Raw genomic sequence first — 22,547 nt, forward strand, 5'->3', positions numbered from 1 at the left:
AAAGAAGGAGGATGGGCAGGTCCCATCCTCCTTTTTTTATGAATATGATTTCGTTTGCATCGCTTTTTTGGCCTGAAACCGGAGTAGTGTGAAAGATAACAATGCAGAACAACTTATGAGTATGGAGGCGAAAATATAGACGAATCGAATGCCTACGAAGTCAGCTACCATTCCGACAAGAAGTACAGAAATACCTCCTATGGTCGATATCAATATACCGTGTGTAGCATAAATCTTCGGCAAACGTTCAGTCGACACACTCGTCTGCATCGCGGTTTGTTGAGCGATGTCACGAATTTGATAAGACGGCCCCATTAATACACATAGAACCAATGCAAGCCAAGGAACGCTGTTGATGCCATATAAGAAAGTCAAAATTCCGAAGAGGAAAGAGCCGATCGCCATGCTTTGGATGAGGTTGGCTTGCACCTTTTTCGCAATTAAAAGGGCTAGTACACCACCCAGGATGGTGCCTGCATAATAACTGGAGTTGATAAAGCCCCACCATTCAGCACCTTGATTTAAAGCTTCTTGAACGAAGACTAGAGTAATAGCCCCTACCCAAATCGTCCCTGCTATGCCTTCAATCATATCCATGATCGTAATGACTAGGATTGTTTTGTTGTTCCAGAGAAGTAGCCATCCATCCTTGATTGCCTTCCATTTAGAAGGACTCGGTTTTGGCTGTTCATCGGGCACAGAGACCAAGGTTGTGAGTAATAAAATCGTCGCAAACCCTTGTAACGTAGCCGTAGCGGACAAAGTCGATATTTCTCCAAATGCAACGACAACTAACCCGGTGAACGAATACCCAGCAAGCTGGACGGAATGATTGGAGAAGGTAAGATAACTGTTTGCGGTAACAAGGTGATCCTTCTCAACGACTTTCGGAATCATGGTGTTCAGGAGCGGTTTCGTCCAACCTGAAATGAAGGATAGAATCGCAATAAATAGGAACAGTCCTACTAGATGGTCCGATATGTATGGGAAAAGAAAAGGTAATGCAATGAGCAGAACGGTTTTTAATATTGTAAAGTTGATTAGCAGCCCGTTGAATTTGAACCGTTCTACAAATAACGGAGTTGTAAATCCAGCGATCAAACTGGCAATGACTTGTAATAACGGATAAATGGCCGCATAAGTTGCCGACCCTGTCTTTTGGTAAATGTATGTAACGATGGTCATGATATATAGAACGTCCGCCAATGCCATCAATGTTTTTGCACCTAAGAAAGGATAAAAACGTCTTTTATTCATATTTGCCCTCCTAGCCCTAAACAAGAACGATTATAACATAGAAATAGTTATCAATTGGTAATCGAAGAAAGGGAAAAAGGTTAATCGTATCGAATGTGTGGAAATATAGGTAGAGAGAGATTGAAGAAGCGAGGTGAACACTGCGAAATGGAAGGAATCATTTTCAATTTAACACTCATTATCATGCTCATCTATTTCATGTACGCATGCGCATTCGACTAAGGATAGGGCTGACCCGGGATGACCAATACGGGTCAGTTTTTCCTTTATGGAATAAATCAGTTGTTTTATCCTTTTACGTAATTTTAATTCTTGGTGATTTCTTAAGACAATTCACGACACTCCTGCGGGAATAGCGAGCCAGGCGAGACCCCACAGCGAACTACTAGATTCTAAAAACTACATTTGCAGGTGAGCGCGGAGGCTCGCGGTTCGCCCGCGGAAAGGGAGTGAATTTCGAAGAAATCACCATATTACTCCAGAACTCTCAATGTGCTATTTAAAGGGGAACAAATTTACCAGGTATAATCTCTTTTTTATTTTTAGAATTTTCCTTATAATGGAGGTATTACATATTAGGGAGGATAAACATGAAACTAGCCCAATTATCACAGCAATGGAATTTAGAAAACATTTTTGCAGGTGGAAGTTCCTCTGAAGAACTCCAAGCATACATATCATCCATCGAAACGAAAGTGGTGGAATTGAAAAGCAGCATAAAACAATGCGACCCAACCAATCCTACTCAACTGAGTGAGGTTGTTGAAGAGTTAAGCGCTCTTTCCTCTCGCCTTCATGAGAGCAGTGCTTATGTCGGCTGTCTTGTCGCACAGGATGTGAAAGACAAGGAAGCTGTCGCAATCAGAGGTAAGCTCGATTCCATCGGTGCAAAATATCATTCCCTTTGGACTCAATTCGATGAGAAATTGAAACAAGTATCCGATGAAGAATGGAAGGCATTGTTACAGTCAGAAGGTCTTGCACAATATGCCTACATCCTCAATGAACGACGCCAGAATGCAGTCGAGAAGCTCAGCTTCAATCAGGAATCACTCATCAACGATCTTGCGGTAGACGGCTATCATGCCTGGTCCAACCTTTATGACCTAGTCGTTGGTAAAATGAGCATTCCATTTGAAGAAGATGGTGAAGTGAAAGAGCTTTCTGTCGGACAATTGGACAACAAGCTATCCAGCCAAAGTAAAGAAGTTCGTGAACGCGCTTTTGAAGCGTATCAAAATGCATGGGCCGAGCAAGAAGATTTCTGTGCGGAAGCACTGAATCATCTCGCAGGATTCCGTTTAAGCACGTATGAACACCGCAACTGGGAATCAGTGCTGAAGGAACCGCTCAAAATCAATCGTATGTCTCAAGAAACACTGGATACGATGTGGAAGGTCATCACGGATCACAAAGATACTTTTGTAAAATATCTCAACCGAAAAGCGGAAATGTTGAACCTTGAAAAACTGGGATGGACTGACGTTGATGCTCCGGTTGGCAAGACGGAATCAAACGTATCCTATGATGAAGCAGCCAACTTCATTATTGAGCAGTTCAAACAATACAATCCGAAAATGAGCGAGTTCTCTCGTCAAGCGTTTGAAAAGTCTTGGATTGAAGCAGAGGATCGCTCTGGAAAACGTCCTGGTGGATTCTGCACAAGCTTCCCGAATGCACAAGAAACACGTATCTTCATGACATTCTCCGGCACGCCGAGCAACGTTTCAACGTTAGCGCATGAGCTTGGGCACGCATACCATCAACATGTCATGGATGAACTTCCATACTTGAATCAGAATTACGCGATGAACGTTGCAGAAACAGCTTCCACTTATGCTGAAATGCTCGTTTCTGATGCAGCAGTGGAAACGGCAAAGACAGAAGAAGAACGCCTGGTTTTATTAGAGGATAAAATTCAGCGTTCCGTTGCTTTCTTCATGAACATCCATGCGCGTTTCCTATTTGAAACTCGTTTCTATGAAGAGCGCTCAAAAGGTCTTGTGTCTGTAGATCGTTTGAAAGCATTGATGGAAGAAGCACAACGTGAGGCATATAATGACGCGCTTGGTGAATACCACCCACATTTCTGGGCTTCTAAGCTTCACTTCTACATTACGGATGTTCCGTTCTATAACTTCCCATACACGTTCGGTTATTTGTTCAGTGCGGGAATCTACGCGATTGCAAAAGAACAAGGAGCAGCATTTGAAGAGAAATACATTGCATTGCTTCAAGATACTGGAACGATGTCTGTTGAAGAATTGGCTGAGAAACATCTCGGTGAAGATCTTACAAAACCACAGTTCTGGACACGAGCGATCCAGTTGGCAGTGGAAGACGTTGAAGAGTTCTTGAAACTGACGAAATAAGCAGAAACACATAAAGACCCCGAGAGGCTGTTGGATGCCTTCCGGGGTCTTTTTTACATAAGCTAACGTTTTTGGATACTGATATTACTGATCATTAAGAATGAAAGGATGAGTACGAGAAACATGAATACATAATCAGGGAATAAGTTGATCGTCAGAAAGGACATGGCTAACAGACAACCTGCAATCGTAATCGGGACTCCTGTAAAATGGCCGTTGAATTCCGTGATGTTGAATCGAGCAAGTCGAATCGCACCACAAATGATATAAAGAATAATAAAGACAAGGCCTGGTATTCCGAATTCGAACAATACACCCTGGTAAATCAAAAAGGCTGGCGCAACTCCGAATGATATCAGATCACATAATGAATCAAGTTGTTTACCGAATTCCGATTCAATTTGAAGCTTCCTTGCAATCATGCCATCAAAGCGATCAAAGAGGGCACATAAGAAAATGAACCAAAAACTCAATTCCAACTGACCTTTCAAAATACAAACGATTGCGATTGCACCTAGTGTCAAATTCAACAATGTCATCGCATTAGCGGCTTGACTCTTCATCCGTCTGACAGTGTGGTCAACCCGTTCTAGAAAATACATATGCAATTGTCACTCCTTATTGGTTTTTTCATCTGAAAAAGCCAATTTCTTATACATATAGATGATTAAAACTATTATATGTCACAATAATGATTTAAGGAAGACTGTATTTACAAATTCCTTACAATAATCATTACATATTAAAAGACTGATGGAATGCTCCATCAGTCTCTTCACATTTTAAATTAAGAGGTTTCGTCTTTATATCTCTTTTCAAGTTCGTCTTTGATCGTCCGATCAGAGAGCGGGACGCCGGTTCGATAGGCGGAGCGCGATATCATGTGACCACTGACCGGAGCCGTCAATAACACGAACAGGATTCCCAAAATCAACTTTCCGCTTACCATGTTCTCTTTGAATAAAAAATAGAGAAAAGCAGCAAGCATGACGCCTGAGACACCTAGAGTCGCACTCTTGGTCGCAGCGTGCAGGCGAGAATAGACATCTGGAAAACGTAGTATGCCTAGTGAGCTAGAGAATACGAAAAATGTACCCATCAGCAATAGGACACTAATCACGACTTCGGTCAATGATAACACCCTTTTCTAAGAATTTCGCAATGGCTACCGTTGCGATGAACGTCAAAATACCGATTAACAAGATTACATCATTTAAGCGGGTTGTATTCAACTGGATTGCGACCAATCCGGTCATTGAAATCAAGTTGATCCCGATTGTATCGATGGCAACTGCGCGGTCTGGATTTGAAGGTCCTTTGATTGCACGATAGAGCAGCATGATAATGGAAATCGCATTGACGATCATGCAAAGCCAAATGACGTTGTGTAGAAGTATGCTCATCGTGTCACATCCTTTATTGCTTTCTCGAATGTCCCTTTGATCTGATTGATCGTCTCATCAACATCCGGCAAATCCATCGCATGGATATAAATGAAATTGTTGTCTGCTGATACATCGACGGATAGTGTACCTGGTGTAAGGGTGATAAGATTCGCTAGAAGTGTAATTTCCCAATTCGATCGCAAATCTGTAGGAAGTGCGATGATACCAGGCTGCATATCCATCTTCGGTTTGTACACCATTTTCAATACATCAATGTTTGCGATCAAAAGTTCCTTCGCAAACAAGAGGACCAGCTTCCAGATCGCCAAAATATATCGAAAATAGAACGTATCTGGAATGAATCTGTTCAATAAGAAAAGCAAGAACACTCCGATGATAAATCCGACTAAAAAAGTGACGAACGTATAAGTTTCAGTTAAAAACATCCAGATGAGTCCAATTGCAAGGTTGATCAAAAGTTGAAAAGCCATATCGAACTACTCCTTTAATACTGCGTCAACATAGACCGATGGATTCATCAGGTCGACGCCGATTTGTTGGATATGTGGTAAGAACCATTCTGCACCGATCCCGAGTACAACTGAAAAGATCAGAAGGAACGTAATCGGAAGATAGAGTGGTTTAATCGATCGTTTTTCCTTTGGCAGCTCCATGCTGACTCCCCAGAAACCGTTGATGAAGATTCGCATGACAGAAACCAAGATTAATAAGCTAGTGATCAACCCGATTGCAGCAATGACATAATGACCGTTTTCAAATGCCCCTTTCAATAAGAGCAGTTTGCCGATAAACCCACTGAATGGAGGTAATCCGGCTAACGTAACCGTTGCGATGAAGAACAGCCATCCTAGTAAAGGATAGTTCTTGATCAATCCACTGATTTTACGTAAATCTGAAGTTCCAGCTACAATTGCAATGGCTCCGACAAGCAAGAACAATGCTCCCTTGATGATCATATCGTGCACTAAGTAATAGACGGAACCAGCTAATGACACATCTGTGAAAATCCCGATACCCATAATCATGAATCCGATCGCTGGGATGATGTTGTAGGCAATGATCAATTTGATGTTATTCGTGGACATCGCACCGATTACGCCAAAGATCAATGTAAACCCAGCTAATGTAATGAAGAAGGTATGTGTATAGTCTATATTCCCATTAAAAATCAAAGTGAATACTCGTAAGATTGAGTAAATACCGACTTTCGTCAATAGTGCCCCAAATAGAGCTGAAATGACCGCTGGCGGTTTCGCATAAGCATGTGGCATCCAAAAGTAAAGAGGGAACAGTGCCCCTTTTGTTGCAAATACGACAAAGAACAGAATCGCAATTGTTGTCAGAATGCCTTCCTGATTGACTTGACCGACACGCTCAGAAAGCTGAGCCATGTTAACAGTTCCCGTGACAGAGTATAGGAAGCTGACAGTCGTTACGAACAGGATGGAAGAGAACAAGTTCAGCAACACGTACTTGATTGATTCTCGTAGCTGTTGTCTCGTTCCACCGAGCACGATCATTCCATAGGAAGCCATCAACAACACTTCGAAGAATACGAACAAGTTGAAGATATCCCCGGTCAAGAATGCGCCACTCACGCCTCCGATCAAGATCAAGAAGAATGTATAAAAATAATGTTCTTCACGTCCTCTATCAAGTGAAAAAGGCGCATAGAAAGCAGCTGCCACAGCAATGACGTTTGTCGTCAACAAGAGGGATAAGGATAAGGCATCTCCTACCAAGATGATTCCGTAAGGAGCTACCCAACCTCCCGTTTCTAAAATGATCGGCCCATTCTGGATGACGAGAAAGGTGATAACGGCTGTTACGATTAAATTGATGATTGTAATGATCTGAGTACCCACTCGAACGAAGGGCAGTTTCTTTCTCCAAAAGATGAACATGGTTCCAGCGATGAGCGGTATCAGTATCGGTAATGTAATTAAATTAGTCATGATCAGATCCCCTCAATTGCTCCATGTTGTCTGTCTTGTTCGTTTTGTACGCTCGATATGCGAGAACGAGTAAAAATGATGTTACCCCGAAACTGATGACGATCGATGTCAAAATCAGTGCCTGAGGTAAGGGATCTGCGTAATGTTCGATCCCTTTTTCCAATATCGGTGGTTGCCCTCTATTCAACTTCCCCATTGTCAAAATGAGAAGGTGAGCTCCATGGGAGAGAAGAGCTGTACCGAAAACGATTTTCAGAACTTGTCTTTGTAGTAGTAAGTAAACACCAGCAGTAAACAACAAGCCGGCGAGTACGGACATGATTAATTCCATTATGAATCCAGCTCCTCTTCTTCTTTTCGGAGTCGAATCATTGCGTAAATGCCTAATGCAGCCAACCCGAGTACTGTAATTTCAAACAAGGTATCCAGTCCACGCATATCAACCAGGATGACGTTGACCACATTATCACCGCCACCGAGGTGGTGGGATTCTTCTATGAAGTAATGCGATATCGTTTCAAACTTCTTAGAACTATGAGAAGCGATGGCGACCAATGTAACCAATATCCCGACTGAAGCTGAAATGATCATATTCAACGTTCTTGCACCTGGTGATTGCTTTTCTGTATCGAGCTTCGGTAAATGATAGAAGCAGAGTAAGAACAGAGCGACTGTCACTGTTTCGACGATCAACTGCGTCAATGCAAGGTCAGGTGCTCGGAAGAACACGAACAAGAGTGATAATCCAAAACCGACGACACCTAAGACGAGAATGGCTGCAATACGGTTTTTCATAACAATGGTGGCAAACGCAGCAATTGCCATGACGACCGCAACTGCGATTTCCGGCCAGGAAATTGGAGCGAGATCATCGGTTGAAATGACGAATCCATCTGTCACATACAATGTGACACCTGTAGCTCCGACTAAGAAAATCAAAATATACATCACATAATGACGGATCGAACCTGTCATATAGGTGTTGGTTGTCTTTTCAGCGATTTTGAACTGTGTATTGTAGATGAAATCATACACTTTGTTCGCACTCATTCGTCCAGGCAGCCAGTTGTAGATCACTTTCCACTTTTTCATCGTCAAGTAGAAGAGTGTACCGAGAGCGACGACTGCAAGAGACATGAACAACTGCGGTTCGAATCCGTGCCAGAATTTCAGGTGTTTCTCAGGTGCTTCTCCAAACACTGCTGCTGTAGCAGGTGTCAAAATTGGATGATTGATCAGGTTAGGTAACAATCCGACGACAACAACGAAAAGAATCAGTACGATCGGAGAGAGCAGCATGCCTAGTGGTGCTTCATGCGGCTTCACCGGAAGATCGCCCTTCGTATTCCCTGCGAATGTTTGGAAGAAGAAATACATCGAGTAGACGAATGTAAAAATACTACCGAGTACCGCAAGGACCGGAATAATCGGTGTTAGTGCGGATACAAACGCTGAAGTCGATTCGATATGCAATGACGTTTCAAAGAACATTTCTTTACTTAGGAACCCGTTGAACACCGGTAATGGAACGCCAGCCATCGAAAAGGCACCAAAGAAAGCCAGTGTGGCAGAAATCGGCATCAATGTCATGAGTCCTCCGAGTTTACGAATATCTCTCGTACCGGTTTCATGGTCTACGATACCGGCAACCATGAACAGACTTCCTTTAAAAGTAGCATGGTTGAAAATATGGAAAATCGCCGCAAATATGGCCGCTTTCGTACCGAAACCGAGCATGGACATAATCATACCGAGCTGACTGATCGTAGAGAACGCTAAGATCGCTTTCAAGTCGGTCTGACGAACCGCCATGTAGGATCCCCAGCATAATGTGAGTAATCCAAATCCAGTGACGAGTAAGAAGAAAAGATCAGTCCCTCCGAAAATCAGGAAGAGACGTGCTGTCAGGTAGATCCCTGCTTTTACCATTGTGGCGGAGTGGAGGAAGGCACTGACAGGCGTCGGTGCTTCCATCGCATCCGGCAACCAGATATGGAACGGGAATTGGGCGGATTTCGTAAACGCACCCAATAAAATCAACAATAGGATGGCAACGAAATACGGACTTTCCAGAACAACATCAGTTGCACCGATGATTTCTCGGATGCTCGTCGACCCAGCTACATAAGAAAGGAGGATGAATCCACCCAGCATAGCAAGGCCACCTAATACCGTAATGATCATGGATTTGAGTGCACCGTAACGGGATGCTTCACGATCATACCAATATCCGATCAGAAGGAATGAGGAAAGACTCGTCAATTCCCAGAACAGGTAAAGCGCATATACATTATCAGAGAGGACGACTCCCAGCATCGCACCCATGAAAATGAAGAGAAATACATAGAAATTGTTCAACTTTTCGTTTTTATTCAGATAAAAAATGGAATACAAAGTTACAAGAGTACCAATTCCACTGATTAACATGGAGAACAATAGGCTTAATCCATCCAGGTAAAAACTGAAATTCATTCCGAGGGATGGTACCCATTCTACTACGGTCAATATATTGTCCCCTTCAGATACTGTACCCATCTGACTCAAAAAGTAGATGAACAGTAGGAAAGGGACGGGCAGCACGAACCAGCCGGTGTGCACCTGCCGTATGTATCGAAAGAAAAACGGCACAAGTAATGCCGTTAAAAAGGGAGCAAGGACTGCAAACTGTAACATTATGAATTATCCTCCTATCGAGTTTTCCGTAACCTATTATGTAAGTAGACCATTATCATTGTAATCAAAAAAAGTTTCCCTTATCAACTTTTTAACGTCAAAAGACCTTAAAATTCACAAATTGTTTAATTTACTTGAAACTCCTTACTGCTATTATCGCCTATATCGGCAACTTTAACAGCTAATTTGCATCATGATGGTAGAAACCAAAAAAACGTTGTTTTAGAAAATAGCAAAAAAAAAGAACCAACGGCGGGTCGGTTCGATTACAAATGAGTCGTGATCAATTTGGTAGATAAGTGGCGACGGTCAATCTCTTGTTTGATCAACGTGATGAATTCATTGCTCAGTTTCAATTCCTTGGCTTTGTGATAGGATTCAATCAATAGCTCATCAGATAAATTTTCCATAGTTATAGCCGAATGGCCTTCGCACCTCCAGACGTTTTCAGAAATCATTCATTTGTAAAAGTTAAGAAAAGAAATGTAAGAGTTCAAAAATAATTTTATGAAGAGGATCGATGAGGTTTTAACATTATATAAATCTATCTTTCATATTTATAAAGCGCTTCACATAAGCTATTATGTTATGATGTAAACCTAGCTTACCACGAATTAAAATAAGGAACAATCGTTCTATTATCCACATGAAAAAGTGGATAACTTGTGGGTAAATTGTTTATAAAGTAAATAATTAGTTGTTTTTCGGTGTGTATTTTGTGAGTAAAGTTATCCACATTTTGGATGCAATCGAATATTGTCGAAAAGTTTTTATGTTTTTTTACGAACAATTCAAAGTTTTCGCTCAATACTTCTTTAAATACGAATGGATAAAAATCATTGTTCAGCCCTTAATTATTGGTACAATAATGAGGATTGAAGAAGATTGTATAATGAGGTGTTTTGGTTGTTAAAACGATTATTGCCAAATGAACATGTCCCATCAATTTATGACATAGACGCCAATGAATTGTTGGATAGAGGTATCAAAGGCATCATTACGGATCTGGATAATACATTGGTCGAATGGGATCGACCTGAGGCGACACCTGAACTGATCAAATGGTTCGCCATGCTGAAAGAAAAAGGATTACAAGTGACGATCGTATCGAATAATAACGAAGAAAGGGTAAGAAGTTTTTCATACCCTTTGAACATTCCTTTTATTTTTCGTGCAAGAAAGCCGATGACAAAAGCATTCAAGCGTGCAGCAAAAAATATGGATCTGAAGAATGAAGAAGTTGTCGTCGTCGGAGATCAGATTTTTACAGATGTATTAGGAGGGAATCGCCTCGGTTTACATACCATATTGGTGGTTCCGGTCGCAAAGAACGATGGACTTGCTACCAAATTGAATCGGTACATGGAACGACATGTGCTCGAGTGGTTCAAACGTAAAGGGTTAATTAATTGGGAGGAATGATTGTTGGATAATCAGATTTATTGTGAAGGTTGTGGAGTAACCATTCAAACAGAAGACAAAGGGGAGCTTGGTTATGCTCCTCCGTCGGCATTGGAACGGGATTCCGTCATTTGCCAACGGTGTTTCCGTTTGAAACATTATAATGAGGTACAGGATGTCGCATTGACAGACGACGATTACCGAAAAATTTTGTCTGGAATCGGTTCACAGGATGCACTCATTGTGAAGATTGTAGACATTTTTGATTTCAGTGGTAGCTGGCTACCCGGTATTCACCGTTTTGTAGGAAAGAATCCGATCTTGCTTGTCGGGAACAAACTGGACGTCTTACCGAAATCGGTGAAGCCGAACAAGATCAAACATTGGATGAAGTATGAGGCGAGTCAGCTTGGAGTCAAACCGATCGATGTAGAGTTGATGAGTGCAGAGAAACGGCTCCATATAAAGGAAGTCGCAGAGACGATTGAACAGCATCGCCAGGGTAGGGATGTCTATATCGTCGGTGCCACTAATGTCGGAAAATCGACGTTCATTAATCAGTTGATTCGTGAATTCAGCGAGGAAACGTCCTCTCTGATTACGACTTCCCATTATCCAGGGACAACGCTTGATCTGATCGAGATTCCATTGGATGATTCTAGTTCTCTGTTTGATACGCCTGGTATCATTAATCATCATCAAGTTGCACACTATATAGATAAGAAAGATCTGAAGAAAGTGACACCTAAGAAAGAAATCAAACCGAAAATCTATCAATTGAACGAAGGACAGACATTGTTCTTTGGTGGTCTATCCCGTTTCGATTTCGTATCTGGTGATAAGCAATCCTTCATCTGTTATCTTTCAAACGAACTACCGATTCATCGTACGAAACTTGAAAAAGCAGATGATCTTTACGAGAATCAGTTAGGTGAACTGTTGAGTCCACCAGATTCTGAACATAAGGACAACCTCCCTCCTCTCGTGAAACATGAATTTTCCATCAAAGAAGACAAGATGGATATCGTTTTCTCTGGATTAGGCTGGGTCACTGTATCGGAAGCAGGAACGAAAGTGACGGCCTATGCACCAAAGGGAGTAGGGGTTTACATCCGTAATGCGCTTATCTAAGGTAAACGCACCGTTTTATGCAGTCATAGGTGACCCGATCGAACAATCGATGTCCCCTGCGATCCATAATGCTTGTCTTCAACAGTTAGGAATGGAAGCCCGTTATGAAGCGATCCATGTACCCCAAGTGGAACTGGAGAAACAAGTGGAGCGGCTGGTAGAGGCCGGCTGTAAAGGGTTCAATGTTACGATTCCGCACAAGCTTCGAATCATGGACCTTTTGGATGAAATCGATCCTTATGCAAGAGCGATCGGTGCTGTGAACACTGTAGAAGTACACGGGAAACGTTTGAAAGGCTACAACACCGACGGACCTGGTTTTTATCGGGGCCTAAGTGATTTTCACCAAGGAAACTTAAGGGATGCAGCAGTACTTGTTCTTGGAGCAGGTGGGGCTGCCCGTGCTATCGTGAAAACACTGATCATGAAAGGTGTCCCGAACATTGCCATCGCCAACCGAACCGTTTCCAAGGCGAAAGATATTTTAGAGGAAAGCGGAGGCGTTGCCCTTTCGATCTCAGCTGCAGAACAACGCCTTACCGAGTATGATATCATCATCAATACGACTCCGATTGGGATGTATCCCAATGAAGGAGCTATGCCGATTGATTTGAGTTCAGTGAGCTCGAAATCTACGTTAGTTGATATCATCTACAACCCGCTTATGACAGAATTTTTACGAATAGGATTGGAAAAAGGGTGTGCAGTTCAGAATGGCGTGCCGATGTTCGTCCATCAAGCAGCACTGGCATTCGAACAGTGGACAGGAAAAGAACCAGACATCGATCTAATGGAAGAAATCATACATCAAAAACTTGGAGGGAAACCAACATGCTAACAGGAAAGCAGAAACGCTTTTTGCGTTCGAAAGCTCATCACCTTGATCCTATTTTTCAAGTTGGAAAAGGTGGTACGAACGAAAATATGTACCAACAACTGAAAGATGCGTTGGAAGCACGTGAATTGATCAAAGTCAGCGTACTTCAAAATTGTGAGGAAGATAAAGAGACGGTAGCTGAAAACATCACTCACAACACAGGTGCAGAGCTTGTCCAGATCATCGGAAACATCATCGTGTTGTACAAGGAATCTACTGAGAAAAAAACGATCGAGCTGCCTTCGTAACATCAAATGGATACGAAGAAAATCGGCATTCTAGGCGGCACGTTCGATCCACCTCACATCGGACATCTGATTATGGCAACCGAGGCTAAGTTCCAGTGCAACCTGGATGAAATCTGGTTCATGCCAAGTGCGACACCTCCTCACAAAAACAGGGAGGTCACACATGGAGAGCATCGTATTGCCATGGTTCGAGAGATGATCGCACGTTGCGAGGGATTCGAAGTAACCGAAATCGAGTTTGAACGGAAAGGGCCTTCTTACACAGTCGACACCATCCAGCAGTTGAAAGAGGACCATGCGGATGCCCGATTCTACTTCATCATAGGCGGGGATATGGTTGATTCTCTCCATACGTGGGACCGGATAGAACAATTGATGGAGATGGTGACGTTCATCGGTGTGAAGCGACCTGGCTATGAGTTTGAAAGCCCCTATATGGACAGGATTCTGACCATTGAAACCCCGTTGATCGGTATTTCATCTACCATGTTGAGAAACCGGTTTGCGGGAGGGGAGAATACGAAGTACTATGTATCAGAAGAAGTAAGGAAATATATTGAGGTGAATGGTCTTTATGAGGCAGGAAGAAGCACTGAAAATCGTTAAAGCGCAATTGACGGACCACAGGTATCAACACACGATCGGTGTCATGGACACTGCTGTCGAGTTGGCAGAACGCTTTGGTGCCGATGTTGAAAAGGCGAGACTTGCAGCGATTTTCCATGACTATGCGAAATTTCGGCCGAAAGAAGAGATGAAGTCGCTCATCCTTGAGCAAAATCTAGGAGAAGACCTTCTTCATTATGGATCAGAGTTATGGCATGCCCCCGTAGGTGCCTATCTCGTGAAAAAAGAAGTCGGAATCGACGATGAAGAGATTCTCGAAGCCATCCGTACACATACTTCCGGCCGAATCGACATGTCGTTGCTTGAAAAGGTGATTTTCCTTGCGGATTACATCGAACCTGGCAGACATTTTCCGGGCGTAGAAGAAGTCCGTGAAACGGCAGAAAAAGATTTGGACGAGGCGGTCAAGCAAGCGATCATGAATACGATTACTTTCTTAATGAGACGTAATCAGCTCGTCTATCCGGACACATTGCACACATATAATGATATCGTCAGTCAACAAGGAGGAAAATGAGAATGACAGCAAACGAATTGGTTCAATTATCGGTAAAAGCTGCAGATGATAAAAGAGCAGAGGACATTGTCGTCCTAGATGTCCAAGGTATTTCCCTAGTAGCAGATTATTTCATGATCTGTCACGGGAATTCAGAGAAACAAGTAGAAGCGATTGCACGTGAATTGAAAGATCAAGCACAAGAAAGCGGGTTTGACGTCAAACGATTGGAAGGCTTGGACCAATCAAGATGGGTGCTCATCGATCTTGGGGATGTCATCGTCCATGTCTTCCATCGGGAAGACCGTTCGTACTACAACCTTGAAAAATTATGGGGAGATGCCCCGACTTTGAACGTTGCATCAATGCTTACGTAACTGGAGTGTGACCATGACTTATCAACAATTCGCAGGACTATACGATCGGCTGATGGAAGATGCGCCTTATGATATGTGGATGCATTTTTTCAATCAGGCAGTCGAACGTTTCGGTACGGAGGACACGAATCGCGTCCTTGATATCGGTTGTGGAACGGGTGAAATATCTACTCGTTTGAAAACAGAAGGGTTTGAGGTCCATGGAGTCGATCTTTCAGAAGAGATGCTCATGGTCGCTCAAGAGAAGTCAGAGAAACAAGGGCTGTCGATCCCATTCTATCAACAAGATATGAGAGAGTTGGAAGGGTTCTCAGCAATGGATGCGGCTTTGATTTTCTGTGACTCCCTTAATTATCTGAGGACATATGATGATGTGAGGTCTGCCTTCATGCATGTGCATTCCGCATTGAAAGAAGAAGGACTGCTGTTATTCGACGTCCATACTCTCTATAAAATGGAGGAAATCTTCCAGGGCGAAACCTTCACTCTGAACCGTGATGACATCAGCTATATTTGGGAATGTCACCCTGGGGAGGAAGAGGGAAGTGTCTATCATGACCTTACGTTCTTTGTCCGAGCTGGGGATGACCTCTATAAACGATATGATGAAACGCACTATCAACAAACGTTCTCTCAGGATACATATGAGCGACTTTTAGCCGATTCTGGGTTCGAATTGGTGCAAATTACGTCCGATTTTTCAGATCGGGAGCCATCAGAGACGTCTGAACGGCTGTTTTTCGTTGCGAAGAAGGTTGGATGATCCGTTCATTTTAGAAAACCAGGGGTTGGTTTTGTAAAATCACCACTTTGTTTTGGAAAAATGATGAGGGATTTTGTAAATTCGACTCACTGTTTTAGAAATTCAAGGCTGCGTTTTAGAAATCGGGAACATTTTACTACAAAAATCACCCACAAATGAAAGGACTGCCTCATTTAAGAGGACAGTCCTTTTTTCATCTCACAAAAGAGGATTCCTTACCAGCGAGGAGAATAAGAAAGAGAGCGTTAGTACTGCTTCGTAAATTGACGCTCCACCAACTCGCAATCTTCATCGTATTTCTTATGTGTCCGTTCAATGACATGGTTGAACAATGGACCCAGCTCCGCGTCGAATACTTTCAACGCTTCACCCGTCACTCCACCCTTCACACACACTTTCTGCAGCAAAGTCGGCAATGTATAGATTTCCTTCTCAAGAAGTTTCCCCATCCCAATGATCATTTCACTTACCAAATACGTCGCCTGTTCTTTTGAGATTTCAGTTTCCTCTACTGCACTATTGATATACGCCTGTAAAAGATAACTGAAAAAGGCAGGACCACAGCTTGAAAGGTCAGATGCGACCCTCGTTATGGACTGCTCGATTTCAACTGGTGTCGATATGCATCCCATCAATTGCTCCAGGTTCTTTTTGTGTTCAGCTGTACAACGTTTCCCATACGTAACCAATGATGCCCCTGATAGCGCACGGTTCGTAATACTTGGAATCGCTCTCGCGACGGAACAAGGAGTCAGCTCTTCCAATTGTTCCACTGAAATTGGGCTTGTGATGGATACGACAAGCTTATCGTTGGTCAAATAAGGCGAGATATGTTCGAGCAGCGCATAATATTCAAGTGGTTTTACGCAAATGAACAGAATATCGCAAAAGGCAGTAACCTCACCATTGGATTTTCCTACTTTTAGGTCAGGGTATTGTTTTTGTAGCGCTTCAGCTTTATGAGCTGTTCGGTTGATGATCATCAAGTCGGACGGCCTTACGGCTAACGAATCGATAAAGGCAGAAATCAAGATCGTCCCCATGTTCCCTGTACCTATAACGCCTACTTTCATTTTTAACCCTCCTTTTGACCGTCTTCTATCTTCAAATGTATGAAGTTGTTGACCCAATTATGTATGAATCAGGGAATGATGCCGTCAGCATTAATATTCGAATGGAAGGGGGTGAATGGACTGATTTGGGAGCAACGTTCGATATTGGAGCGGATATTATTCATCATTATTGTCGTGTTCATTGTTTCATTCATATGGATTTTTATTGAAAAAATGGATTCCGATGGTCATCAGGAGGATCCCTTCGCCATCACGGAAAATTCTGCGGATATTCCTGCTTCCGCAGAACTAGAGGAGAGTCCGGCTCGGAGCGAAGAGACGAATACGATTGTCATCGTTGATGTGAAAGGGGCGGTGAAAAAACCAGGCGTATTCCAGATGGATGCAGGTCAACGCGTCAACGAAGCGATTTTACTGGCTGGTGGTTTTTTAGATGAAGCCGATCCGAATCGAGTCAATCTTGCACAGACTGTCCAAGATGAAATGGTCATCTATGTGCCGGAGTTCGGAGAAGAGGATGCCGCTCTTGAGCAGGTTTCCGTTGAAAAAGACGACGGTAAAGTGAATTTGAATAAGGCAGAGTCATCTGAACTTGAAACGATTCCAGGGATCGGACCTTCGAAAGCGAAGGCGATCATCGCATTCAGAGAAGAAAACGGTGATTTTAACAAAATAGAAGATCTGACGAACGTGCCTGGTATCGGTGATAAGACATTAGAGTCCATCAAAGATTATATTTCTGTCTCGAAATAGGATTGCGAAGTAAGAGATCTATCGATAAACTGGAAAAGAACAACGGAAGGGGGATATTCAGGTTGAGTCGTATTTCTTGGAATCAATATTTCATGGCCCAAAGCTCTTTACTCGCATTACGAAGTACGTGTGAACGATTGTCCGTCGGAGCGACGATCGTTAGAGATAAAAGGATCATTGCTGGTGGATACAACGGTTCGATCTCAGGCGGTGTTCACTGTCGGGACGAAGGCTGTTATGTCATTGACGGACATTGTGTAAGAACGATCCATGCGGAAATGAATGCGTTGCTGCAATGTGCCAAGTTCGGTGTACCGACTACAGGTGCTGAAATTTATGTCACACATTTTCCGTGTCTCCAATGCTGCAAAGCCATCATTCAGAGTGGAATCAAGAAAGTCTACTATGCATCGGATTATAAGAACCATCCATATGCTATCGAGCTGTTCGAACAATCCGGCGTGGAAACCGAACTCGTCATTTTGGAAGAACAATATGATTTAACATCCAAATCGAAGAAAGAACTGACTGAAGCGCTGTTGGACGAGTTGATGAAGAGCCACACTGACCCCGAGACTGTCCAAAAGTACAGGGAGCAATTCAACACGCTGTATGAACAGGATATCCACACCCTCAATAAATGAAAATACCGATACATATGATTGTCATAGCCGCCATCTTTGGAATTTGCACAACTTCTGAGCGATGGTGGCTTTTCATATTATTGATCCTTTTTTTATTGATTGGGAAACGATTCAGGAATATCAAGGCGATTGTGTTGATCCTCCTCATCTACATTGCCTTCTTCTTCTACATCAACGCTTATAACCACTTCCAACAAACAAATCTGTCCGAAGATTCCACTCACCTACTCATCGGAAAAATTACATCCATTCCTGTAATCGATGGCGATCGAATGCGTTTCCGTTTTGCCGTTCAAGGGGATGAAGCGGTGCTCGTTCAGCATAAGATTTCTTCGCTTCAGGAAAAAGATTCATTGAAACATCTCTACATTGGAGACGAATGTAGGTTGCACGGAGAGTTGCAAAAACCTTCAGGCAAGCGAAACTTCTATGCCTTTGATTATGAACAGTATTTGAAGCAAACGTTTCAAATTCACTGGATTTATGAAACGAGGCAAAATGCTCGCTGGGTTTGTAAAAAGTCATCAGGAATCCTCAATAACATCCGTAAATACCGGCAAGCCTCTATGGAAAAGATCAAGAACGATTTCCGGCCGGAAATCGCACCGATTATGAATACGTTGATCTTTGGGGACCGAACAGAGTTGGACGATGATTTGAAGAGGCGATATCAAAGCCTGGGTTTGATTCATCTTCTCGCTATTTCAGGTCTTCATGTCGGAACGCTTTTAGGGATGATGTACTTTTTGATGATCCGCTTCGGCATGGTAAGAGAACATGCACTTGTTGCTTTGTTGATCCTCATTCCATGTATCATTCTGTTCACAGGTGGTGCACCCTCTGTTATCAGAGCAGGCTTGATGGCCGCCTTTGTCTGTTTGACGATTCTTTTTCAATTGAAGATCCCCGTCCATACACAGCTGAGTCTCATCGCCCTTCTTCTCCTCCTTTATAAGCCTACTTATATCTTCCATATCGGATTTCAACTGTCATTTCTGATTACAGCTTCCTTGATTGTTTCCAATACTTTTTTGTTAAAGGAAAAAAGTCCTTTCATCCAATTGTTGTTGGGCTCAGCTATTGCACAAATCGCATCGCTTCCTATCATCCTTTGGAATTTCCATGAATTTTCCTTATGGTCGCTCCCCTTGAATATCGTATACATCCCGTTGATGACACTTTACCTACTGCCATTGGTTCTATTCACCTATTTCCTATATCTCGTGGTTCCATTCCCAATCTGGGAACTGCCTGCTGAGGTTATCGCCATTTGTTTCACATGGATCCACAAGGTGATGGAAGTAGTCGATGCATGGGAAATTGGAAAAATGACGATCGGTAAACCGAGTTTTTTGCTCATGTTTTTATTTGTAGTTTCACTTATTGTTGTCCTTTTATGGATAGAAAAGAGACAAACACTCAAGGCATTCTTTTATGCCTCCGTTTTAATCGTCACGGTTTTCTCAGTGATGCTTCATCATCACAAATTGGACCCGAATGCCTACGTGACTTTCCTGGACGTTGGTCAAGGGGATGCCATTGTCGTTGAACTTCCTTACAGGCGAGCTGTGTACGTCATCGATACTGGAGGTCAAATGGCTTTTCAGAAGGAAGATTGGATGAAGCGGAAGAAGAATTTCGATACGGGTGAAGACATTGTTGTTCCTTTTCTAAAAGCGAGAGGCATCAAGCGGATTGATAAGCTTTTTTTGACACATGGGGATTATGATCATATCGGCGGGACGAAGGGCTTAATCAAACATATGGATGTTGAGAGGGTCATTTATGGTGAGGTGCTCGGAATCAGTGATGGAGAGCAAAGACTGTTACAGGAAATGGCGTCAAACTCAATTAAGATCAGCTCGGTCAATCGATCTTTACAATGGTCAGAAAGCAAGAGTCATTTTCGATTGATCGCTGCTGAAGGTTTTCGACATGAGAAAAATAATCGCTCAATGGTCCTTTATATGAGTGTATATGATCAGACCTTCCTTTTTACAGGGGATATTGAGAAAGATCGGGAGCGGGAATTGATTGCCGCATTTCCACGGTTAAAAGCGGACTTTCTGAAAGCAGCGCATCACGGCAGCGATACGTCTTCTTCGAGTGAGTTCTTAGATCAGATCAATCCTAAGACGGTGTTCATATCAGCTGGTGCACAAAATCGATATGGCCATCCTTCCAGTGAAGTGGTGGGAAGGTATGTCGAACGTGGCGTCTCTGTTTATGAGAACGCTGAATATGGAGGCGTGATGGTCATCATCGAACCCGGTGGAATCAAAATAGAGACCACCCGATGAATCTTTTCCACGTAAAAAAGCGAAAGGCTCAATCCCTCCCGCTTTCAACTGCCTTATATGTACCCTTATATGGGGTGGCTGATTACATTGCTACAGCTTTAATCACTACACCGATAAAGAAAATGATCGTAAAGAACAAAAACGAAAATACGAAACCAAGACCGGATTCAATTGCATCGTTGGATTTCGCCTGAACATCTTTTTCAAATTCATTCATTTCCGCAACCCTCCTGTTTCAACTCAAGTATACGGTATTCGTTTGAAAAAATCCATATTTGTATTTTAAACGATTCCGTGAAACTTATGACTAGATGTCATTTCCATATTATCTAAAAAGTAGCCCATATTGCTAAGAGTTGACACCTATAGTTTCATCCTGCATAGGATAACATAACAATAAGCTTACGGGGAAGAGTGTTATCGTTGGCAGTGAAGCTTCCCGGGTCTTGACTGCCAGCGTTCATATAAATGGAGGTTTAACTTTTGAAGTTGAGCCTCCTTTTACCCTGTACGTCCGCAATTTTATCATATATGCTATTGGTATGACAGTGAGGTGGTAAAATTGTCGATCAATGCACTTGCAAAAAAGCTGAAGAATGGTTCATATGCTTCGCTTTATTTATTATATGGAAAAGAAAAATACATATTGGAGTTTTCCCAAAAAATGATCGTACAAGCTGTACTGGATGAAAGTACAGCTGATTTTAATCTTTCTTCATATGATATGGAAGAACAGACGATTGATGCAGCATTGGAAGACGCTGAAACACTTCCGTTCATGGGTGATCATCGTGTGGTCGTCATCCAGAATCCATACTTTTTGACAGGGGCTAAGACGAAATCCAAGGTCGAGCATGATTTGAAACGATTGGAATCCTATCTTCAAGATCCTGCCGAACAAGCGGTCGTCATATTCGTTGCACCTTATGAAAAGTTGGATGAACGGAAGAAAATCGTAAAGGCGTTGAAAAAGCACGGTGAGGTCATTCAAGCGGATAAGATGAATGTTCAGCTGCAAAAAGAATGGATCAACCATGCAGCAAAGGAAGCGGAAGTCGAAATCACTGATGAAGCGGCAGAGCGGCTCATCCAATTGCAAGGTGAAAACCTGGCATTATTGATCAGCGAAGTGAACAAAATGGCGCTCAATGTTGGTGAAAACGGGGTCATTGAACCTTCGACCGTGGATGAGCTCATTTCAAGGTCTTTGGAGAACAATGTTTTTACAATGGTTGAGCATGTGGCCAACCGTAGGATCGATGCGGCTCTCCGGATATGCTATGATCTGCTAAAACAAAATGAAGAACCGATCAAGTTGATGGCTCTGCTTGCTCGACAGTTCCGGATCATCCTGCAGGTGAAGCAATTGGGCTCACAAGGATTCTCGGAGAAAAAGATGGCTTCGGTTCTATCATTGCATCCTTATGCCGTTAAAATTGCAGCCAAACAAGGGAAGTCTTTTTCAGAAGAAGAACTGAAGGACTTGTTGATAAGGGCTGCAGACGCCGACTTTGAAATGAAGACAGGTCAACGGGACAAACAGCTCTCACTCGAACTCTTCATGACGGGCATCGTCAAACAGAAGCAACTGAATTAACGTTAAAAAGAGCTTGGATCAGGAATTGATCTTAAGCTCTTTTTTTATGACCCAGAAAGACCCAACAGACCTCTTTAACGTCCTCAATATTGTAAGTATCACGATTTTGGGGGCGCAAGATGGCTTCTAACGCCCCCCCCTTATCGGGATTTCCACATTTTCAAGGAAGTTAAAGACAAAATAAAAAACGACCTTATGCCAGGTCGTTTAAAACATTGATATCATTAAGCGCTAAGCTCGTTAAGTTGCTTTGCAAGGCTAGATTTCTTTCTAGCTGCAGCATTCTTGTGAAGGATGCCTTTACCTGCAGCTTTGTCAAGCTTTTTGGTTGCAACCAAGAATGCTTCTTTCGCACCTTCAACATCTTTGTTTTCTACTTTTGTTTCAAAGTTTTTAACAGCAGTACGCATTGCTGATTTGTATGATGCATTAACTGCACGACGCTTGTCGTTTGTTTTAACTCGTTTGATAGCGGATTTAATGTTAGCCAATTCCGTTCACCTCCTTGAAATGCAACCGAAATTGCGGAAAATACAACACAAAGTATTCTATCATTCGGACCGCATAAATGCAATCTCTTTTCGCTAAACATCAACC

At 42.7% G+C, this 22,547-nt stretch carries 25 protein-coding genes; 13 read left to right on the top strand and 12 right to left on the bottom strand.

All coding sequences use genetic code 11. The features are described from left to right. Positions 1-36: 36 nt before the first annotated feature. Positions 37-1,257 (bottom strand): MFS transporter, encoded by a 1,221-nt coding sequence (locus ACXQIQ_RS19175; RefSeq protein WP_439300793.1) that lies wholly within the window; start codon positions 1,255-1,257, stop codon positions 37-39. Positions 1,258-1,847: 590 nt separating this feature from the next. Here ACXQIQ_RS19175 and ACXQIQ_RS19180 point away from each other — a divergent pair. Further along, positions 1,848-3,629 carry a M3 family oligoendopeptidase gene (locus tag ACXQIQ_RS19180; RefSeq protein WP_439300792.1) on the top strand — a complete coding sequence of 594 codons (1,782 nt, stop codon included), beginning with the start codon at positions 1,848-1,850 and terminating at the stop codon, positions 3,627-3,629. A gap of 62 nt (positions 3,630-3,691) precedes the next feature. Here ACXQIQ_RS19180 and pssA read toward each other — a convergent pair whose 3' ends face one another. From pssA to sda, 8 genes are all read right to left on the bottom strand, one after another. After that, positions 3,692-4,231 carry a CDP-diacylglycerol--serine O-phosphatidyltransferase gene (pssA, locus tag ACXQIQ_RS19185; protein ID WP_439300791.1) on the bottom strand — a complete coding sequence of 180 codons (540 nt, stop codon included), beginning with the start codon at positions 4,229-4,231 and terminating at the stop codon, positions 3,692-3,694. Positions 4,232-4,416: 185 nt separating this feature from the next. Continuing rightward, entirely contained in the window at positions 4,417-4,761 is a 345-nt protein-coding gene (gene mnhG, locus ACXQIQ_RS19190) for a monovalent cation/H(+) antiporter subunit G (RefSeq protein ID WP_226546554.1), read from the bottom strand. Next, positions 4,742-5,032: a Na(+)/H(+) antiporter subunit F1 gene (locus ACXQIQ_RS19195; protein WP_439300790.1), complete on the bottom strand. Its 291-nt coding sequence runs from the start codon at positions 5,030-5,032 to the stop codon at positions 4,742-4,744. Before ACXQIQ_RS19195 ends, mnhG begins: the two co-directional genes overlap by 20 nt. Next, positions 5,029-5,505, bottom strand: coding sequence for a Na+/H+ antiporter subunit E (locus ACXQIQ_RS19200; RefSeq protein ID WP_439300789.1), 477 nt, complete (start codon positions 5,503-5,505; stop codon positions 5,029-5,031). Before ACXQIQ_RS19200 ends, ACXQIQ_RS19195 begins: the two co-directional genes overlap by 4 nt. Before the next feature lie 6 nt (positions 5,506-5,511). Then, positions 5,512-6,990 (bottom strand): Na+/H+ antiporter subunit D, encoded by a 1,479-nt coding sequence (locus ACXQIQ_RS19205; RefSeq protein ID WP_439300788.1) that lies wholly within the window; start codon positions 6,988-6,990, stop codon positions 5,512-5,514. Further along, the gene (locus ACXQIQ_RS19210) at positions 6,983-7,321 is read right to left on the bottom strand and encodes a Na(+)/H(+) antiporter subunit C (RefSeq protein ID WP_439300787.1); all 339 of its coding nucleotides are present in this window, start codon (positions 7,319-7,321) and stop codon (positions 6,983-6,985) included. The genes ACXQIQ_RS19205 and ACXQIQ_RS19210 overlap by 8 nt, the downstream gene beginning before the upstream one ends. Continuing rightward, positions 7,321-9,663 (bottom strand): Na+/H+ antiporter subunit A, encoded by a 2,343-nt coding sequence (locus ACXQIQ_RS19215; RefSeq protein ID WP_439300786.1) that lies wholly within the window; start codon positions 9,661-9,663, stop codon positions 7,321-7,323. Before ACXQIQ_RS19215 ends, ACXQIQ_RS19210 begins: the two co-directional genes overlap by 1 nt. 266 nt (positions 9,664-9,929) lie before the next feature. Beyond that, the gene (gene sda, locus ACXQIQ_RS19220) at positions 9,930-10,073 is read right to left on the bottom strand and encodes a sporulation histidine kinase inhibitor Sda (protein WP_439300785.1); all 144 of its coding nucleotides are present in this window, start codon (positions 10,071-10,073) and stop codon (positions 9,930-9,932) included. A 496-nt stretch (positions 10,074-10,569) separates the two neighbouring features. On the opposite strand from sda, the gene ACXQIQ_RS19225 reads away from it, so the two are divergent. From ACXQIQ_RS19225 to ACXQIQ_RS19260, 8 genes are read left to right on the top strand one after another with little or no spacing between them, the layout of a single operon-like run. Beyond that, entirely contained in the window at positions 10,570-11,085 is a 516-nt protein-coding gene (locus ACXQIQ_RS19225; RefSeq protein WP_439300784.1) for a YqeG family HAD IIIA-type phosphatase, read from the top strand. Between the two features lie 3 nt (positions 11,086-11,088). Continuing rightward, positions 11,089-12,195 carry a ribosome biogenesis GTPase YqeH gene (yqeH, locus tag ACXQIQ_RS19230; protein ID WP_439300783.1) on the top strand — a complete coding sequence of 369 codons (1,107 nt, stop codon included), beginning with the start codon at positions 11,089-11,091 and terminating at the stop codon, positions 12,193-12,195. After that, entirely contained in the window at positions 12,182-13,033 is an 852-nt protein-coding gene (gene aroE, locus ACXQIQ_RS19235) for a shikimate dehydrogenase (protein WP_439300782.1), read from the top strand. The genes yqeH and aroE overlap by 14 nt, the downstream gene beginning before the upstream one ends. Next, the gene (yhbY, locus tag ACXQIQ_RS19240; RefSeq protein ID WP_226546544.1) at positions 13,027-13,320 is read left to right on the top strand and encodes a ribosome assembly RNA-binding protein YhbY; all 294 of its coding nucleotides are present in this window, start codon (positions 13,027-13,029) and stop codon (positions 13,318-13,320) included. The genes aroE and yhbY overlap by 7 nt, the downstream gene beginning before the upstream one ends. Positions 13,321-13,326: 6 nt before the next feature. Beyond that, a complete protein-coding gene (locus ACXQIQ_RS19245) occupies positions 13,327-13,926 on the top strand; it encodes a nicotinate-nucleotide adenylyltransferase (protein ID WP_439300781.1) in 600 nt (199 codons plus the stop codon). Next, on the top strand, positions 13,895-14,464 hold the full coding sequence (yqeK, locus tag ACXQIQ_RS19250; protein WP_439300780.1) for a bis(5'-nucleosyl)-tetraphosphatase (symmetrical) YqeK: 570 nt from the start codon (positions 13,895-13,897) through the stop codon (positions 14,462-14,464). The genes ACXQIQ_RS19245 and yqeK overlap by 32 nt, the downstream gene beginning before the upstream one ends. A 2-nt stretch (positions 14,465-14,466) precedes the next feature. Further along, positions 14,467-14,820, top strand: coding sequence for a ribosome silencing factor (rsfS, locus tag ACXQIQ_RS19255; RefSeq protein WP_439300779.1), 354 nt, complete (start codon positions 14,467-14,469; stop codon positions 14,818-14,820). Positions 14,821-14,833: 13 nt separating this feature from the next. Further along, the gene (locus ACXQIQ_RS19260) at positions 14,834-15,583 is read left to right on the top strand and encodes a class I SAM-dependent DNA methyltransferase (protein WP_439300778.1); all 750 of its coding nucleotides are present in this window, start codon (positions 14,834-14,836) and stop codon (positions 15,581-15,583) included. A gap of 245 nt (positions 15,584-15,828) precedes the next feature. On the opposite strand, the gene comER is transcribed toward ACXQIQ_RS19260, so the two are convergent. Then, positions 15,829-16,656 (bottom strand): late competence protein ComER, encoded by an 828-nt coding sequence (gene comER / locus ACXQIQ_RS19265; protein ID WP_439300777.1) that lies wholly within the window; start codon positions 16,654-16,656, stop codon positions 15,829-15,831. A 144-nt stretch (positions 16,657-16,800) separates the two neighbouring features. Here comER and ACXQIQ_RS19270 point away from each other — a divergent pair, with 144 nt between their 5' ends. The 3 genes from ACXQIQ_RS19270 to ACXQIQ_RS19280 all read left to right on the top strand — a co-directional run bounded on the left by ACXQIQ_RS19270 (position 16,801) and on the right by ACXQIQ_RS19280 (position 20,353). After that, on the top strand, positions 16,801-17,409 hold the full coding sequence (locus tag ACXQIQ_RS19270; protein ID WP_458025677.1) for a helix-hairpin-helix domain-containing protein: 609 nt from the start codon (positions 16,801-16,803) through the stop codon (positions 17,407-17,409). Between the two features lie 62 nt (positions 17,410-17,471). Beyond that, positions 17,472-18,053 carry a ComE operon protein 2 gene (locus ACXQIQ_RS19275; protein WP_439300775.1) on the top strand — a complete coding sequence of 194 codons (582 nt, stop codon included), beginning with the start codon at positions 17,472-17,474 and terminating at the stop codon, positions 18,051-18,053. An 80-nt stretch (positions 18,054-18,133) separates the two neighbouring features. Further along, entirely contained in the window at positions 18,134-20,353 is a 2,220-nt protein-coding gene (locus ACXQIQ_RS19280) for a DNA internalization-related competence protein ComEC/Rec2 (RefSeq protein WP_458025678.1), read from the top strand. Between the two features lie 82 nt (positions 20,354-20,435). Here ACXQIQ_RS19280 and ACXQIQ_RS19285 read toward each other — a convergent pair whose 3' ends face one another. Further along, the gene (locus ACXQIQ_RS19285; RefSeq protein ID WP_439300773.1) at positions 20,436-20,570 is read right to left on the bottom strand and encodes a YqzM family protein; all 135 of its coding nucleotides are present in this window, start codon (positions 20,568-20,570) and stop codon (positions 20,436-20,438) included. Between the two features lie 345 nt (positions 20,571-20,915). On the opposite strand from ACXQIQ_RS19285, the gene holA reads away from it, so the two are divergent. Next, complete coding sequence (gene holA, locus ACXQIQ_RS19290) at positions 20,916-21,950, top strand: DNA polymerase III subunit delta (RefSeq protein WP_439300772.1); 1,035 nt, start codon at positions 20,916-20,918, stop codon at positions 21,948-21,950. Positions 21,951-22,174: 224 nt separating this feature from the next. Here the strand turns inward: holA and rpsT are convergent, their stop codons facing one another. Further along, positions 22,175-22,441: a 30S ribosomal protein S20 gene (gene rpsT, locus ACXQIQ_RS19295; RefSeq protein ID WP_226546533.1), complete on the bottom strand. Its 267-nt coding sequence runs from the start codon at positions 22,439-22,441 to the stop codon at positions 22,175-22,177. Positions 22,442-22,547: the final 106 nt, after the last annotated feature.

Source organism: Pseudalkalibacillus sp. Hm43 (assembly GCF_054170705.1).